Source organism: Hathewaya limosa (genome assembly GCF_030815255.1).
GTDB lineage: Bacteria > Bacillota > Clostridia > Clostridiales > Clostridiaceae > Hathewaya > Hathewaya limosa.
In genome coordinates this window covers 20,045-38,536 of the sequence record NZ_JAUSWN010000007.1, presented here as the reverse complement: position 1 = coordinate 38,536, position 18,492 = coordinate 20,045, and the positions used below count along the sequence as shown (strand labels likewise).

Here is an 18,492-nt window from a genome sequence, read left to right as displayed (position 1 = left end):
AAAAAGTTGAAAAAAAAAGCCTTCTTAAGTTTAATTAACTTAAGAAAGCTGATATTAAAAACATTTTATTCTTCTACTTCTATACCTTCAAAAATCTTATCTATTACTTCATCTACGCCTACCTTTTTTAAAGCTGAAAAAGGATATACTTTTTCAGCTTTAGTTAAGCCTAAAGTCTCTTTTATAACTTTAAAATTTTTAGATATTTCATTTTTACTTAGTTTATCTACCTTAGTGGCTACTATTATAGGCTCGTATTCATAATGTTTTACCCAGTTATACATAAGTACATCATCACCAGTTGGCTTATGTCTACTATCTACAAGAATAATTATCTTTTTAAGGTTTTCTCTCTTAATAAGATATTCCTCCATAATTTTTCCCCATTTTTCCTTCTCACTTTTAGATACTTTGGCATATCCATATCCAGGTAGGTCTACAAAAAAATACTTTCCATTTATTAAAAAAAAGTTTATTAATCTAGTTTTACCTGGAACACCACTAACTTTAACTAATTTCCTTCTATTGGTTAATGTGTTTATTAAAGAAGATTTTCCTACATTAGATCTTCCTACAAAAGCCACTTCAAATGTATCCAAATCTGGATATTGATTAGTTTTTACTGCTGAACATACAAATTCCGCTTGTTTAATTCTCATTTTTCATCTCTCCAACTAATGCATTTTTTATAACATCATGCACATCACTTGCTACTATAAATTCTATCCTATTTTTTACACAAGCCGGAATCTTTTTAAGATCCTTTTCATTATCTTTAGGAATTATTATAGTCTCTATACCCATTCTGTATGCAGCAAGGGACTTTTCTTTTAATCCACCTATAGGTAAAACTCTACCTACTAAAGTTACTTCTCCTGTCATAGCAACATTATGTTTAACCTTTTTGCCACTTAATGCAGATACTAAAGCCGTAACCATAGTAACACCTGCTGATGGTCCATCTTTAGGAACAGCACCTTCAGGTACATGAACGTGAATATCCTTATCTTTATAAAATTCTTGTTTTATATCAAAATCTTTTGCATGTGCCCTAACATAACTATAGGCTGTTTTTGCAGATTCTTGCATTACATCCCCTAATTGTCCTGTTAACTGTAGTTTTCCATTACCCTCCATTACACTAACTTCAATTGGTAGGGTATCTCCACCATAAGCAGTCCATGCAAGTCCTGTAACAACTCCAACTTTATCTTCTTTATCTATCTCATCATATTTAAAAATTTCAGGTCCTAGATATTTCTTAATATGATTTACAGTAATACTTATTTTCTTTTTATCTTTTTCAATTAATTCTGTAATAGCTTTTCTAATAATAGAGGCAATTTGTCTTTCTAGTGTTCTAACTCCAGATTCCCTTGTATAATTTTCGATAATAGTTCTAATAGATGCATTAGAAAATGTTATACTTCCATCATTAACACTATGTTCCTCTAATTTTTTAGGAATTAAATGTTTATTTGCTATAAAGAACTTTTCATCAAAGGTATATCCGGAAACTTCTATTATTTCCATTCTATCCAAAAGTGGTCTTGGAATAGTATCTAATGAATTAGCAGTAGTTACAAACATAACTTTTGAAAGATCAAAATCTAATTCTAAGAAATGATCTCTAAAAGTATCATTTTGTTCTCCATCTAAAACTTCTAATAAAGCATCTGCAGGATTTCCTCTAAAATCACTACTCATTTTATCTATTTCATCTAATAAAAATAAAGGATTTTTAGATTTAGCTTGTTTCATACCATATATAATTCTACCTGGTATTGCACCTACATAAGTTCTTCTATGACCTCTTATTTCGGCCTCATCTTTTACTCCACCTAAAGACATTCTAATAAAGTTTCTATTTAAGGCTTTAGCTATAGATTTAGCTATAGAAGTTTTTCCTACCCCTGGAGGTCCAACAAAACATAGAATAGGACCACTTAATTTAGGACTTTTTTTCTTGACCGCTAAATACTCAATAACTCTTTCTTTAACATCTTCAAGTCCATAATGTTCTTTATCTAATATTTCCCTTGCCTTTTTAATCTCTAGATTATCCTTAGTAAGTTTATTCCATGGAAGATCTAAGACCCAATCTAAATAAGTTTTAATAATAGCGGATTCTGAAGAATATCCTCCGGCACTTTTTAATCTATTAAGTTCATATAATGCTTTTTCCTTTACTTCCGCTGGCAACTTACCTTTAGAGATTTTTTTATTATACTCTTCAATTTCTTTTTTCTCTTCGTCATCTTCACCTAATTCTTCTTGAATGGCTTTAAGTTGTTCTCTTAAAAAATATTCTTTTTGAGATTTATCTATTTTACTTTTTACCTTAAGACCTATTTTCTTTTCTACCTTTAAAATTTCATTTTCCTTTAAAATTATTAAAAGTAATTTTTCAAGTCTTTTATATACATTATTTAATTGTAAAATCTCTTGTTTTTCCTCACCTTTTAATACTAAATAAGAAGCTATACTATCAGCAAATCTAGAAGGATCATCTATTTCTTCTAAACTTAATAGAGATTCAACAGACACTGAGCTTGATAATTTTACGTATTCCTCAAAAGCATCTTGTACCGAACGTAAAATTCCCTCCATGTCTTTTTCTTCTTTTAAAATTTCTTCTTCTATTTGCTCTATTTGTACTTTAAAAAACTCTTCATTGCTTTCATATTTGATAATTTTAGCTCTATATTTACCTTCTACCAAAACCCTAACAGTTTCACCTGGTAATTTTAAAAGTTGTTTAATGCTACAAACTGTCCCAACCTTATATATATCTTTCTCTTCAGGACTTTCTGTTTTTGCCTTTTTTTGAGAAGCTAAGAAGATCTCTTGATCATTAATCATTGCATCTTCCAAAGCTGCTATAGACTTATCTCTTCCTACATCAAAATGAATAACCATATTAGGAAATACCGTGATTCCTCTCAAAGGAATCATAGCTATAATTTTTTCATTCACATTTTGTTCTACATTTACTTGTTCTTTATCCAATTCTCTTCCCCCTAACTTTAAGTTAATTTATATTAACTAAACTATTTATCTATATTGAAGAGTATATTTAAATCTTTTTCATACATTGTCTCAACAACTAAATACTACGCCTAATATATTATACCTATAAAAAATATTTTTTTCAATTAACTTTATATATATATGATAAAGTAACTATATTCTATCTTTTCCCCTAGATTTAGCAGATATAATTTCGTAATCCTTTTCTTTCTCTATAATGCCTTCTGCAGTTTCTATATTATTTTTACTGCCATAATCCATTATAGCAAAATCTAAAACCTGTTTTAATCTTTTAACTGGTATAACTTCTATATCCATTTCTTTATAAGCCTCCATAAAGTTGTCTATAGGTATTAAAACTCTAGTAGCCCCTCCTTTTTGGGCAGCTTCTATTTTTTCTTTGACTCCACCTACTGGTTTAACATCTCCTAAAATTGATACTTCTCCTGTCATAGCTAATTTATTATCTACTACTTTATCTGTTATAGCACTATATATAGCTGTTGCAATACTTATACCTGCTGAAGGTCCATCTACTGGCATGCCTCCTGGAAAATTAACATGTATATCATAATCTTTTATATTTACACCAACCAGATTTTTAAGTGCTGTAACTACATTTTCTACAGAACATTTTGCATTACTTTTTCTAATAAGCTTACTATTTGATGTTGAAATTTCTTCTTCTTCCACCACACCTGTTACATTTATATTTCCTTTACCAACTTTAGCCTTGATTGCTGTGGCTTCTATATCCATCAATGCCCCTATATTAGACCCATATACCCCTAATCCATTTACATATCCAACTTTAGGTATATCTAAGATTTTCTTTTCAGGTCTTTTAACATATTGTCCATTATTTATTACCCACTCTATTTGCTCTTTTGTTATTCTATCCTTATTTTGTTCATTTGCTAAACCAGATGATAATTGTACTAGATTTACAGTCTCTCTTCCATTATTACAATATTCTCCTACTAGTTTCAGTGCACTTTCATCAATTTTCATATTAATCTTCTCAAGAACATTTTGGGCTATAAGTTTAACATCATTCTCCATAAGTGGTTTAAAAAATATCTCTACACATCTTGATCTTATAGCTGGATTAATTTCTTCTGGACTTCTAGTAGTAGCCCCTACCAACCTGAAATCTGCTGGAAGTCCATTTTCAAAAATTTCTTTTATATACTGTGGTATATTAGAATCTTCCGAATTATAATAAGAACTTTCTAAGAAAACCTTTCTATCTTCCATTACTTTTAAAAGCCTGTTAAGTTCGACTGGATGTAATTCTCCTATTTCGTCTAAAAATAAGATACCTCCATGAGCTCTTGTAACTGCACCTATCTTAGGTTGTGGCACTCCCAAATTTCCATATGCCCCTGAACCTTGATATATAGGATCATGTACTGAACCAATTAAAGGATCTGCTATACCTCTTTCATCAAACCTTATAGTTGTACTATCTACTTCTATGAATTTAGCATTGCTTCTAAAAGGAGAGTTTTTTATTGATTTTGTATACTCTAAAACCAATCTTGCTGCAGCTGTTTTTCCCACTCCGGGTGGTCCATATATTAAAACGTGCTGAGGATTTGAACTACACAAAGCCGCTTTTAAAACTTTTATACCTTCTTCCTGACCTATTATTTCTTCAAATTTAGTTGGTCTACTTTTTTCTGACAATGGTTGAGTTAAGGAAACATTTCTCATTTCCTTTAACTTATCCATTTCTTTTTTCCCTTCTTTTACACTACTAAACTTAGAAAGTTGTTGATTTTTTAACGCTGAAAAAAAATATATTCCTATAATCATAGTAACAAATAATTCTATTAATATCAAAACATTTGTTTGCATGTTATCACCCTTTATAATTTTATATGTTATTTTCTATTATTGACAAACTTTAAAGGGTATAAACAAAACTACTTAATTAATATGTGGACCTTTATAAAAATATATAAAAAAAGTGAGGTAAAAATACCTCACTCATAAAAATCTATTCTAAGCCGTTTCTGGTCCTTCTAATTGTTTTTTCTTTTTAACTTTTTTTAATGGAGTTCTTACACCGCTTTCTGCCATAATAAGTTTTGGATTCTTCGTATTTATAGTATCCTCTTCTATTATAACTTTTTCGATACGTTCATCTGATGGAATATCAAACATTATTTCCTTCATAGTTTCTTCTATAATAGCTCTAAGTCCTCTAGCTCCAGTATTTCTATCTATAGCTTCTTTTGCAATAGCTTTTAGAGCTGTCTCATCAAATTCTAACTCTACATCATCCATTTCAAACAATTTTGTATATTGTTTTACTAATGAATTTTTTGGTTCTCTTAAAATTCTAACAAGTGATTCCTCTTTTAAAGATTCTAAAGTAACTATTATAGGCAATCTACCTACAAATTCTGGTATTAACCCAAATTTCAAAAGGTCTCCTGGCATTATTTGTTTTAAATATTCACCAATATCTTTTGTTTGTTTTGAAAGAACCTCTGAACCAAATCCTATAGAGGATTTTATAGTTCTTTTCTCTATTATTTTATCTATACCATCAAAGGCACCACCACAAATAAATAATATATTAGAAGTATTTATTTGCATAAATTCTTGATGTGGATGTTTTCTTCCCCCTTGAGGTGGCACTGAAGCTACAGTACCTTCTAAAATCTTTAATAATGCTTGTTGAACTCCTTCTCCAGACACATCTCTTGTAATAGATGGATTTTCAGATTTTCTAGCTATTTTATCAATTTCATCAATATATATTATTCCTTTTTCAGCTCTTTCAATATCATAATCAGCATTTTGGATTAATTTTAATAATATATTTTCTACATCTTCTCCTACATATCCCGCTTCAGTTAAAGTGGTAGCATCTGCAATTGCAAATGGAACATTTAAAACCTTAGCAAGAGTTTGAGCAAGTAATGTTTTTCCTGAACCAGTAGGACCTAATAATAAAATATTACTTTTTTGCAGTTCTACATCTTCTACGTTTACATTTGAATTAATTCTCTTATAATGATTATATACTGCTACAGCTAAAGATTTTTTTGCTGTTTCTTGTCCTACTACATATTGATCTAAATATTCTTTTATTTCTATAGGTTTTGGTAAATTTTTAAGATCTATTTCTACATCTTCATCTAATTCATCTGCTATTATTTCTGAGCATAGTTCTATACACTCATCACAAATATATACACCTGGTCCTGCTATCAATCTTTTTACTTGTTCTTGATTTTTACCACAAAAAGAACATTTTAGTTGTTTCTTATCATCAAATTTTGGCATTTCAACACCTCGCTAGGCTTATTTCTTTTTTAATATAACATCATCTATTAAACCATAGTTTTTTGCTTCCTCTGCACTCATGAAATTATCTCTTTCTACGTCTGCCTTAATTTTTTCTAATGGCTGACCAGATCTCTCACTTAAAATTTCATTTAACTGATCTTTTATTCTTAATATTCTCTTAGCATGAATATCTATATCTGTTGCTTGACCTTGGAATCCTCCTAAAGGTTGATGAATCATTATTTCACTATTTGGAAGTGCAAATCTTTTACCTTTAGCACCAGCTGTTAGTAAAAATGCACCCATTGAAGCTGCCATACCTATACATATAGTTGAAACATCTGGTTTAATATATTGCATTGTATCATAAATAGCCATACCAGCAGTAATTGAACCACCAGGACTATTTATGTATAAATAAATATCCTTATCTGGGTCTTCTGATTCTAAGAATAATAATTGAGCAACTATTAAATTAGCGGAGACATCATTAACTTCCTCTCCTAAGAATATTATTCTATCTTTTAAAAGTCTAGAGTAAATATCGTAAGATCTTTCTCCTCTGTTTGTTTGTTCTACTACCATTGGGACTAAACTCAATTTATTCCCCTCCTTTAATTTAATTACATATTAGGTTAATAATTAAATTATTGACCAAAAGTTAGAATTTTATTATAAAATTACTAATTTTTTAAAATTTTTTTAGGTTTTTTAAAAGTTGCCAAATTCCTCTGGCAACTTTTAAAATTAATCTATATTATATACTATGCTATAGTTTTGCTTTCTTTAACTAACATATCTATAACTTTTTGGTTAACTATATCTATTTTTAAATAAGCACCTTGAGATTGAGCAATTTTTTCAGCTGTTTTTTCAATATCTTTATCTCCATATTGTTTAGCCATTTCCATTGCTTTTGTTTTTACTTCTTCTTCAGTTGCTTCAACTTTCTCAACTTCAGCAATTTTACTTATTACAAGATCTGTTTTTACTCTCTTTTCAGCATTCTCTTTCATATACTCTTTTACAGTTTCTTCTGTATTGTTTGTGTATTTATAATAAGATTCTAAATCTAATCCTTGATATTTTAATCTCATTTCAAGATCTCTTAACATCATGTTGATTTCTTTTTCTACCATAACTTCTGGGATATCAATTTTTGCATCTTCACAAACTTTAGCTATTATAGCTTCTTCGAATTCTCTTTCTGCTCTTTGTGCATTTGCTTCTTCCATTTGTTTCTTTAAATCTTCTTTATATGCTTTTAAAGTTTCGAATTCTGAAACTTCTTTTGCAAATTCATCATTAAGCTCTGGTAATTCTTTGAATTTAAGATTTTTAACAGTTACTTCAAATTTAGCAGCTTTACCATTTAATTCTTCTCTGCCATATTCCTCTGGGAAAGTAACATTTACATCTTTCTTTTCTCCAACTTTTAAACCAACTAATTGATCTTCAAAGTTATCAATAAATGTTCCTGAACCAATTTCTAATTCAAAATCAGTACCTTCTCCACCTTCAAAAGCAACACCATCTATAAATCCTTTAAAATCGATTACAGCTATATCACCTTTTTCAACAGCTCCATCTTTCTTTTCTTCAACTCTAGCATTTCTTTCTTGAGTTGCTTTTAATCTAGAGTCTATTTCTTCTTCTGTTACTTCATAAGAAACTTTTTTAGCTTCTACACCTTTATATTTTCCTAATTCAACTTCTGGATAAACTGTAACCTCTGCCTTATAGATAAATTCTTTTCCTTCACCTATTTGAACGATATCGATTTTTGGATAATCAACTGGTTTTATGTTGTTTTCACTAATTGCTTGTGGGTAAGTTGCATCACAGCAATAATTTATAGCATCTTCAAAGAATACTCCTTCACCATAAAATTTCTTAATTATATGTATAGGAGCTTTTCCTTTTCTAAATCCTGGTATATTAAATTTCTTTGCATTTTTAGCATAAGCTTTCTTTAAACCTTCATTAAATTTTTCTGCTTCTACTGTAATTTCAAGTTCTATAATATTTTTCTCTTTTTGTTCAACTTTAACGTTCATCCTTTATTCCTCCTATTAGATCTGAATCCATATTCTAACTAGGTTATTATACCATAGGTATAAAATTCATACAACCTTATAAGCCTTTTGGATAATAACCCTATTAAGATATACAAATACACTATTTTATTATATATGCTTAACTATATATACTTAATTCATTATATACTAACTTTTCAACAATTTACAATTGAAAAAGTTTAAAAATATAAATTTTGTAATAAAATATTATAATTAGTGATATTTTAGAACATATTAAATTTTTTCTAAGAACTTCTTAGCCTGTGAAAGTTCATTATATGTCTTATAATTATTTCCATATACCTCTATAATAGTCCTTCCACAATATCCTTGTTTTTGTAAACTTTTGAATAATTTTTTATAATCAACATTTCCGTTACCTGGCAATAAACATGTTTCATCTTCTTTATAGTCATTTATATGAATATTTACAAGTCTATCCCCCATTACTTTAAGATATTGATTCAATGAAATTTTTGCCCTATAAGCTTGTTTTAAATCTAAAGTAAAATATATAGGTGATTTTATTTCTTCTTTTAAAAAAGATAGAAAATCTATTTCTTTACTTTGGCACCAACATACATTTTCTTGTGCTAGTTTTACTCCATTCTCCAAAGCTATATACGCTAACTCTTCATATATTTCTTTTAAAAACTTTAATCTTTGATTTGTTAATTTTTCGCATCTCACACCATGAAAAGTATAATATTGGGCGCCTAATGTTTTAGCAAACTTGCAATGAGTTTTAAAATATTTCATCATATCTTTTCTTCTTTTTTCATGTAAATCAAAAAGATAAATTTCAAAAAACGTAGAAAAGGCATGTAATGATACTATATCAAAATTATATTTTTCTTTTTCTTCTTTTAATATTTGTAAAAAGTCATCTTCATATTCTGATGGAGCATTAATAAAAAGTTCACCAAACTCAAACCCCAACTTTTTCATAAGTTCAATACTATCTTCTGTGTTTACTACTGGATAAAAACATGCAGATGATACCCCTACCTTCATAAAATTCTCCTTTTATCGATAATACTAAAAGCCTTTTAAATTACTATAAAGTAAATTTTTAAATTACTCTTCCCTCTTCATTTAAATAATATAATTTTCCATCTAATATCACTTGGATTCCTTTACTTGTTTTTTCTCCAAATTCAACACCATTTCCTCTTATTCTATTATCATATATACATTTATGTTGTTTGCTTTTTATATCATATATCCATACAAAATATTTATTATTATTATTTAGATTAGGTAACTTACTCAAATAAAAAACTTTATTTTTATATAACTGAGGTTTTTCTGTCCAAATAAAACTTTGATCTTGTGAAAGTTTAACCTTTCTTTCTATTTTCATTTTATTTTTAGTATAAAATATATTGTTAGATATATCTTCTACTTCTTTTTTTACATTAATTAAAAACATTTCACTAGTCTTAGGAATGAAAATTAGTGCACTCTTTTTATCTTCTACTAATTCATAACTCATTCCTTCTTTTATATTTAAACTTTTAATAAACTTATTTTTATTATCTTCTTTTTGTATTTCTCCTGATATTTCAACCTGTGGTTTTAATTGTATGTTAAATTTTTCAATTTGATTTTCTTCTTTTTTCTTTATTTCTTTCTCTAATTTATTACTTTCTTTTTCTTCTTTTAATTTTTCTTCAGTTGTTTTTTCTTTTACTTCTATTTTACTTTGTAATTTTTCTTCCTTATTATTATCATTATTAGAAGATATAAATAAATTTTTAGTTTTATTAATTCCAATTTTCACATATCTCCCTATATATGAATTATCAAAGAAAGACATTACAATTAAAAACACTAAAATTATGACCAATACACTATATATTATTTTTCTTCTTTTAAATTGTTGCATCTTTTTTTCATAATCTTTACTAAAAATATCTGGTTTTTTCAATTGTTTTTCTCCCTCCTTGTAAAATTTCATTATCTTTTTTATTATACCTCAAATTTTTTAAAATAGCAGTTATTTTTTGCATATTCAAAATAATATACTATTGTATTATATTTATTGATGTTACTAGATCATATTACATTGATTTTGAGTGTTATTTTATTAACAATATTTTTATCAACACGATTATAAGTTTTAATATAAATACCATAAACTTTCTGTAACTTTTTCAAATCATTTTAATTTTTTGTATCTTTAGTATAAATTTTAATTACTTATTAACAATTTGTTTAAAGTAGTGTATAATATTTTTGTGAAAATAATTATATAAAAAATAAATCAAAAAAATTTTTGCTTTCAAATTTAATATTTTTTTAACAAATTATTCTATATTAACATTTTATATTTATTATTCATTTACATATATTTTACACCTTAAATTTATATGTATATTATTTTCATAAATTTATTTGTCAGGAGGAATGTTAATGTTTAAACAATGGGAAAATTTTAAAGGCCAACTTTGGAAAGATGAAATCAATGTTAGAGATTTCATTCAAAAAAACTATACTCTTTATGAAGGTGATGATACTTTCTTATCTAAACCTACCGAAAAGACAACCAAAGTTTGGGATAAAGCACATAGTTTAATTATTGAAGAGATAAAAAAAGGGGTTATTGATATTGAAACTAATGAAGTTTCTGGTATAAATAATTTTTCACCTGGCTACATTGACAAAGATAACGAAGTAATTTTAGGACTTCAAACAGATGCTCCATTAAAAAGAATAGTAAATCCATATGGTGGAATGAGAATGGTAGAACAATCTCTAAAAGCATATGGTTATGAACTTAATAAAGATATAGAAAAATATTTTAATAAATTTAGAAAAACTCATAATCAGGGTGTTTTTGATGCTTATACTGAAGAAACTAGAGTGGCTAGACATGTTGGTTTATTAACAGGACTTCCTGATGCATACGGTAGAGGAAGAATTATAGGTGATTATAGAAGAATAGCCTTATATGGTATGAACTTTTTAATAGCTCAAAAGAAAAAAGATTTAAATTCTTTTCAAGGTCCTGCTACTGATGAATTAATAAGATGCAGAGAAGAAGTATCTGAGCAAATAAGAGCTATGAATGATATTAAAGAAATGGCTTTATCTTATGGTATAGATATTTCTGAACCCGCTAAAAATGCAAGAGAAGCTGTTCAATTTGTATATTTAGGATACTTAGCCGCTGTTAAAGAAAATAATGGTGCAGCTACTTCTATAGGAAGAACTACTACTTTCTTAGATTGTTTTATAGAAAGAGACCTAAGATCAGGTATACTAACTGAAGAAGAAGCTCAAGAGCTTATTGATCAATTCGTAATAAAATTAAGACTTGTGAGACACCTTAGAACACCTGAATATAATGAATTATTTGCAGGCGATCCAACATGGATTACTGAATCTGTTGGTGGTGTTAGTTTAAATGGTAAACCATTGGTTACTAAAAGTTCTTTTAGATTCCTTCATTCATTAAATAACTTAGGTTCTTCTCCTGAACCAAATATAACTATTCTTTGGTCAGAAAAATTACCTGAAAATTTCAAGAAATATTGTGCGAAAATGTCTATAACAACAGATGCAGTTCAATATGAAAATGATGATATAATGAGACCTATTTATGGTGATGATTACGGTATTGCATGTTGTGTATCTGCTATGGAACTTGGAAAGAGAATGCAATTTTTCGGAGCTAGAGCAAACCTTGCAAAATCATTATTGTATGCTATTAATGGTGGTATAGATGAAGTTAAAAGAGCTAAAAATGGTGATTTAATCGAGGTAATACCTAATATTTCAAAAATGGAAGATGATGTTTTAGACTATAATAAGGTTATGGAAAATTACAAAAAAGTTCTTGCATATGTGGCTGAACTTTATGTTAATACTATGAATACAATTCATTTCATGCATGATAAATATGCTTATGAAGCAGGTCAAATGGCTCTTCATGACACAAGTATAAAAAGATTCATGGCATTTGGTATTGCCGGATTATCTGTAGCTGCTGATTCATTAAGTGCTATTAAATATGCTAAAGTTAAACCTATTAGAAATGAAGATGGAATAACTACTGATTTCGAAATAGAGGGTGATTTCCCTAAATTCGGAAATGATGATGATAGAGTTGATGATTTAGCTGTATATTTAGTTCAACATTTCTCTGATGAATTAAAAAAACATCCAACTTATAGAAATGCTGAACATACCTTATCAGCGCTTACTATTACTTCAAATGTAGTATATGGTAAAAAAACAGGTTCAACTCCAGATGGAAGAAAATTCGGTGAGCCACTAGCGCCTGGTGCTAATCCAATGCATGGTAGAGATGAAAATGGTGCTTTAGCTTCATTAAATTCAGTTGCTAAAATACCTTACAGAAACTTCTGTCAAGATGGTATATCTAATACATTCTCTATAGTACCTGAATCTCTTGGCAAAGATGATGAAACAAAAATAAATAATTTAGTTTCAGTATTAGATGGATATTTTTCTCAAAGTGCTTTCCATTTAAATGTTAATGTTTTAAATAGAGAAACATTATTAGATGCTATGGAAAATCCTGAAAAATACCCTACTTTAACTATTAGAGTTTCTGGATATGCTGTTCATTTTGTTAGATTAACTCATGAACAACAATTAGAAGTAATTAGTAGAACTTTCCACGATTGTATGTAATTTAAATGCAGTTTTAATAAATAACCTTAGAGAATAGCTTATACTTATAAGCTATTCTCACTTGTTTAGGAGGATATAATGAACATAGGATTTATTCATTCTTTTGAAAGTATGGGACTTGTAGATGGTCCTGGGATTAGAACAGTAGTATTTTTTCAAGGATGTGCTCTCAGATGTGCTTATTGCCACAATCCTGATACTTGGAATTTTTCTGGCGGAACAGAATATACTCCAGGAGCACTTTTAAAAAAACTTATAAGATTCAAACCATATTTTGATAAATCAGGTGGAGGAGTTACCTTTTCAGGAGGAGATCCCATTATGCAACCTGAATTTTTAATAGATTGTTTAAAACTATGTAAAGAAAACAATATTCATACCACTATAGATACATCTGGAATAGGAATTTCTAAATACTATGATCAAATTTTAAAATATACAGATCTAGTCCTTTTAGATATAAAACATATAGATGAAGAAAATTTTAAAAAACTTACTTGTCAAAGTATGAAACAATTTTATATATTTTTAGATGCTATAAAAAGAAATAAAAATAAAGTTTGGATACGACATGTCATAGTACCTGGCATTACAGATTCTATAGAACATATTGATAAACTTGCTACAATAATAAGGACCATTGATAATGTAGAGAAAATAGAATTACTACCCTATCACACTATAGGTACACATAAATATACAAATTTAAATATTCCTTATAAACTTGAAAATGTACCTCCTATGGATAAAATAAAGACTAAAGAACTTGAAAATTACTTATATAAGAAATTAAACATATAACTTTAAATATATCAAATAACATATAAAACAGTACTTCTGTAACTTTCACCCCTTATCTTTAACATAAATTAAAAGGTTAGTTACAAAAGTACTGTTATTTTTTTAGTTTATTAATTGTAATATCCTATATTTATCTTTTGATATAGCTTAATTATTTGCTCTGACCCCTTTTAAATTAATTTTATAATGTATATTATCTTTACAATTATGAATAGTATATAATTTTAAATAATACTTTCCTTCATTAGCATCAAACTCACCTTTAGTTGTATTTCCCTCTATACGCTGTTTCCAACAAACATACTTACTAGTATCATTTGCCTTATAAACTACCCAAGTATAATTGGAATTATTGCTATCTATATTTATGTTAACTTTTCCTTTTTTATCTGCATAGAAACAAAATGTATCTTGATCTTCTTTTTGCAACATTCCCTCTACTGAAATATTATTATATATAGGACCATTAGCATTATTAAAACCATCATTAGGTTCTTCTTCTCTTACTATAAAATCATGTTTATCCTTTAACACAGGTATTTCTATGATTTCTCTTTTAGTTATACCTTTATCACCAGTTACTTTAGCTTTGACATCATAACCTAATTCCTCATCAATAGGTTTATCTCCTTTAAACTGTTTATTCTGATTTTCTTTAACTCCTTTTAAACTTATTTTATAATTTATATCACCATTGAAATTATGCGTAGGATATAACTTTAAATAATACTTTCCTTCATTAGCATCAAACTCACCTTTAGTTGTGTTTCCCTCTGTACGCTGTTTCCAACAAACATACTTACTAGTATCATTTGCCTTATAAACTACCCAAGTATAATATAAATTATCACTATCTATATTTATACTAACTTTCCCTTTCTTATCTACATTAAAATAAAATGTATCTTGATCCTCCCTTTCTAATGTTCCCTCTACTGGCATATTATTATATATAGGACCATTAGCGTCGTTAAACTTATCATTAGGTTCTTGTTCTTTTGTTATAATATTATTTACTACTGATATTTTTATTGTTTCTTCTCCAATTGCACCTTTATCATCAGTTACTTTAAGTTTGACATCATAGCAACCTTCCTTACTATATTTATGGTTAGGATTAACTTCATTACTTGTTTTTCCATCTCCAAAATCCCATAAATAAGATACTATATTTCCATCTGTATCAGTTGATTCATCTCCATTAAACTGTATATCCTCATTTAGTTTAACATTATTTTTAGCTATATTTATTTTAGCTATAGGTTTTTTATTATCTTCTTTTATTGAGGTTAAATCATTTAACAAGCCTTTAAATACTAAATTAAATTGATACTTACCATTCACAACTTTATAATCAGTGAAATAACATGTAACTGTTTTATATCCTGACCATCCTTTGTTTTCAAGAGTTCTTAAAATTTCATTAGCTTTTTTATTCATTTTATTCCAATCAGTTAATTTATCAACAGAATTTTCTCCTGTATAAATTCCTGAGATCTTAAAAGAATTTACATTATCGGATTTTAAAGCTTCATTTTTCACTTCTTTAATCTCACTAACATTAACTATATCAGAAGAAATTTCAGAAAGTGACCTTTTTGCATGATTTTTTATATATTCATCTGATACTAGTGGTGTTCCTATATTCTGCCTATTATCTATTAATTCTTGCATATATTTTTGATATCTATTATTTTTCTCTGTATCATTTTTTAAGCTTGAAAGAATACTATTATATTCCTTATAATCTTCTTTATTTATAGCTTCATTTATTTTATTAAATGTTTCTATATCATGATTATATAGATAACTTGCAAAAACACATCCATAATTATAGAATTCCCATCCACTACTATAAGTAGACTCCAGTACTTGTTTTATACTAAATCTTTTTTCTTTATTTGATGACAATTGATTTATTATTGCACTTCTTGGTTTTATATTTTCTACACGAGTTGACCCTGCAAAAAATTCTGCTGTTCCTTCATCATACCAGTTCATATTACTATTATTATATAAAGGACCTTGTCCCCACATTCCATGAACTAAATATCTACTTTGAAGATAATGAGTAAATTCATGTCTAAATAGTTCTTCCACACTATAAATATTTTCTTCCGCAGTTCTTTCAAATGTATAGAAAGTTCCTCTAGGCTCGATATAAATACCTCCATTATCTGTACTTACATTGCTTAAATACCAATTTACCTTATAATCTTGTGGTGAATTATATATTTTTATTCTTAAAATATCATCTGGATTTCCTGGTTCTAACGCTTTATCATTACCTACTACTCTAAAAAATTGAGATTCAACTTCTTTAGCTGCCCAATAAAGTCTTTTAACTTTTTCTTCTGAAACCTTTTCTCCTACATCCATTATTATGGTACCATTATCAAAAGTGTATGTTTTAGGAAGATGATGTTTAAGACCTTCTTCTTTTAATTTATTGTAGTCTATAGTATTTCCATGAGCATCTTTACCATTATAATTACTATATATTTTACTAGCTATAGAAAAAAACTTTTCAGAATACTTAGGTGAATTATCCATAATTTCAGTTAAACCTTCTATAGCCTTTTTATCATCTCCATAATATATTGCCCAATCTTTAAAATCAGATATTGCATTATCTATAAGCCACTTTCCATTACCATTATTAATTAAACTTATATTTTTAAGTTCATCTAAGAAACCAGAAATTTTTCCATACCATTCCATATCCTTAGCTTCCTTACTATAAGAACAGGTATTTACATAATAGCGTATACCTTTAATAATCTCATACATTGCATTTCCCTTTGATGAATCTTTACTATATTCATTAAGATTTTCTTTATAATCTCTAATTAAAGGAACACACTTATTCATTATATTGGAGTCACAAGCCGTATTACCGATAAGCATACCTAAGGATGCAATAACCCCATTTTGAACTTTAGTTCCAAAGTGAAAGTTAGGATTATCCAATAATGAATTCATAGATATAAAACATTTTTTCTTAAAATCATAACTATTAAGATAGCTCAATGAATCATTATAGTATGCTAAATAAAATCCTGATCTTAAAACTTCTATGATTGTAGGAATACCTTTATTATCAGTATTAGAAAACGTTTTCGATCTTTGTGCTAAATCATTTAATAAATATTGTATACGCTCTTTATTTGAATAGAATTTATAACTTTCTGTACTATATTTAAATAATCCTTCAATATTGCTCCATGTTGTACCTGCAACTGCTTCTGACATTTCCTTGTAATTCATATTAGAAAGTTGTTCTAAGGTATATTTTTGTTCTGAACCTCTAGAAGATTTCTTTATAATCTTATTTGTAATTTTTCCTGGTTCATTTATTAAAGTAACAGTTGATTTTGTTTTTTCTATTTCATTGTTAGTTTTTAGTGCCTCTACATTTTCTGTAGTTATTTGTTTTGATTTATTATTACATTCAATCCTTTCATTCGGTATTTCTTTTGTTTGAGGAAAAGCCATAACTCCTATTGCACTATTTAAAACCATGGTTGTAGTCATACATGTTACAAGAGCTGTTTTTTGAATTTTTTTTCTGGCACCACTTTGATTTTCAATAATGGACATTAGCACCTTTAAATTTTTACCCAAATTTATTCCCCCTCATTTTTCGACTTAAATTTCAAATTAATTTTAAGTTATATTATAATTTGGATTTAAGTCTTTCTTATATTGTTTATTTTATTATACTGTGAATTTTCAGAACATGATATGAATTTTTTGTTAACTTTTAAATTAACTATTTAAAAATATAAATTAAATTTTTCTTTTTAGTACTCTTATTCTCTTTAACACACACTATTACAATACATATATTTTCCCATTAACCTTTAGTTTTTACCTCCACATAGCAAAAATTTATTTGCATGATTTTTAATAATTTTTTTGGAACTTAATATAAAAACACCCTACTAAGTAGTTTTCACAACAATATTTTCAACTGTTTATACTTAGTAGAGTGTTCTCCACATTGGTGTATTATATTTTTAAATTTTTCTATAATCTATTTAATATTTCTACTTCCTGGTTTTATATATTCCATTCCTTGTTTACATAATGGACATTCTTCTTTTTCAAAACTTTCTATATTAAGATCTATACAGCTATATATTGGTAATTCAACATTAGCTCCACCTCTATTTACTATACAAGTTATTCCTATAACTTCCGCTCCTAATTCCTTTAAAATCTTAGCTGTTTCCATGGAAGATTTTCCTGTTGTTACAACATCTTCTGTAATTATAACCTTTTGTCCTTTTTGAATTTCAAATCCTCTTCTTAATTGCATTTCTCCATTAACTCTTTCAGTAAATATAGCTGGTTTACCTAATTGTCTTCCCATTTCATATGCAACTATGACTCCACCCATAGCTGGTCCTACAACCATATCAAAATCTAAGTCTTTTACTTTATCACAAACCACACTTAAAACTTTTTCTGCCTTATCAGGATATTGGAGCAACTTAGCACATTGACAATACTTATCACTATGTCTTCCTGATGATAATAAAAAATGTCCTTCTAATAAAGCTTCACTTTCCTTCAATATATCAATCACATTAATTTTATTCATTATTTAAATCCT

Annotated in this window: 12 protein-coding genes; 2 read left to right on the top strand and 10 right to left on the bottom strand. The window is 27.7% G+C overall.

Annotated elements, in window-relative coordinates; genetic code table 11:
• Positions 1 to 65 precede the first annotated feature (65 nt).
• From yihA to QOZ93_RS05175, 8 genes are all read right to left on the bottom strand, one after another.
• Entirely contained in the window at positions 66 to 659 is a 594-nt protein-coding gene (gene yihA / locus QOZ93_RS05210) for a ribosome biogenesis GTP-binding protein YihA/YsxC (RefSeq protein WP_307355396.1), read from the bottom strand.
• Positions 649 to 3,009 carry an endopeptidase La gene (gene lon / locus QOZ93_RS05205; protein WP_422723871.1) on the bottom strand — a complete coding sequence of 787 codons (2,361 nt, stop codon included), beginning with the start codon at positions 3,007 to 3,009 and terminating at the stop codon, positions 649 to 651. The genes yihA and lon overlap by 11 nt, the downstream gene beginning before the upstream one ends.
• Positions 3,010 to 3,183: 174 nt before the next feature.
• On the bottom strand, positions 3,184 to 4,890 hold the full coding sequence (gene lonB / locus QOZ93_RS05200) for an ATP-dependent protease LonB (RefSeq protein ID WP_307355395.1): 1,707 nt from the start codon (positions 4,888 to 4,890) through the stop codon (positions 3,184 to 3,186).
• A gap of 147 nt (positions 4,891 to 5,037) precedes the next feature.
• Complete coding sequence (clpX, locus tag QOZ93_RS05195) at positions 5,038 to 6,330, bottom strand: ATP-dependent Clp protease ATP-binding subunit ClpX (RefSeq protein ID WP_307355394.1); 1,293 nt, start codon at positions 6,328 to 6,330, stop codon at positions 5,038 to 5,040.
• 18 nt (positions 6,331 to 6,348) lie between these two features.
• On the bottom strand, positions 6,349 to 6,933 hold the full coding sequence (gene clpP, locus QOZ93_RS05190) for an ATP-dependent Clp endopeptidase proteolytic subunit ClpP (protein ID WP_111941324.1): 585 nt from the start codon (positions 6,931 to 6,933) through the stop codon (positions 6,349 to 6,351).
• Positions 6,934 to 7,097: 164 nt separating this feature from the next.
• The gene (tig, locus tag QOZ93_RS05185; RefSeq protein WP_307355393.1) at positions 7,098 to 8,390 is read right to left on the bottom strand and encodes a trigger factor; all 1,293 of its coding nucleotides are present in this window, start codon (positions 8,388 to 8,390) and stop codon (positions 7,098 to 7,100) included.
• 255 nt (positions 8,391 to 8,645) lie between these two features.
• Positions 8,646 to 9,425, bottom strand: a complete 780-nt coding sequence (locus QOZ93_RS05180; RefSeq protein WP_307355392.1) for a sugar phosphate isomerase/epimerase family protein — start codon at positions 9,423 to 9,425, stop codon at positions 8,646 to 8,648.
• Positions 9,426 to 9,483: 58 nt separating this feature from the next.
• The gene (locus QOZ93_RS05175) at positions 9,484 to 10,341 is read right to left on the bottom strand and encodes a hypothetical protein (RefSeq protein WP_307355391.1); all 858 of its coding nucleotides are present in this window, start codon (positions 10,339 to 10,341) and stop codon (positions 9,484 to 9,486) included.
• Between the two features lie 485 nt (positions 10,342 to 10,826).
• Between QOZ93_RS05175 and pflB the strand changes: the two genes are divergently transcribed.
• Together pflB and pflA are read left to right on the top strand one after the other, a co-directional pair.
• Positions 10,827 to 13,073 (top strand): formate C-acetyltransferase, encoded by a 2,247-nt coding sequence (gene pflB, locus QOZ93_RS05170; protein ID WP_307355390.1) that lies wholly within the window; start codon positions 10,827 to 10,829, stop codon positions 13,071 to 13,073.
• 78 nt (positions 13,074 to 13,151) lie between these two features.
• Positions 13,152 to 13,874, top strand: a complete 723-nt coding sequence (gene pflA, locus QOZ93_RS05165) for a pyruvate formate-lyase-activating protein (RefSeq protein WP_307355389.1) — start codon at positions 13,152 to 13,154, stop codon at positions 13,872 to 13,874.
• A 147-nt stretch (positions 13,875 to 14,021) separates the two neighbouring features.
• Here pflA and QOZ93_RS05160 read toward each other — a convergent pair whose 3' ends face one another.
• On the bottom strand, positions 14,022 to 17,498 hold the full coding sequence (locus tag QOZ93_RS05160) for a collagenase (RefSeq protein ID WP_307355388.1): 3,477 nt from the start codon (positions 17,496 to 17,498) through the stop codon (positions 14,022 to 14,024).
• Positions 17,499 to 17,910: 412 nt separating this feature from the next.
• Positions 17,911 to 18,480, bottom strand: coding sequence for an orotate phosphoribosyltransferase (gene pyrE / locus QOZ93_RS05155; protein WP_111941312.1), 570 nt, complete (start codon positions 18,478 to 18,480; stop codon positions 17,911 to 17,913).
• Positions 18,481 to 18,492 lie beyond the last annotated feature (12 nt).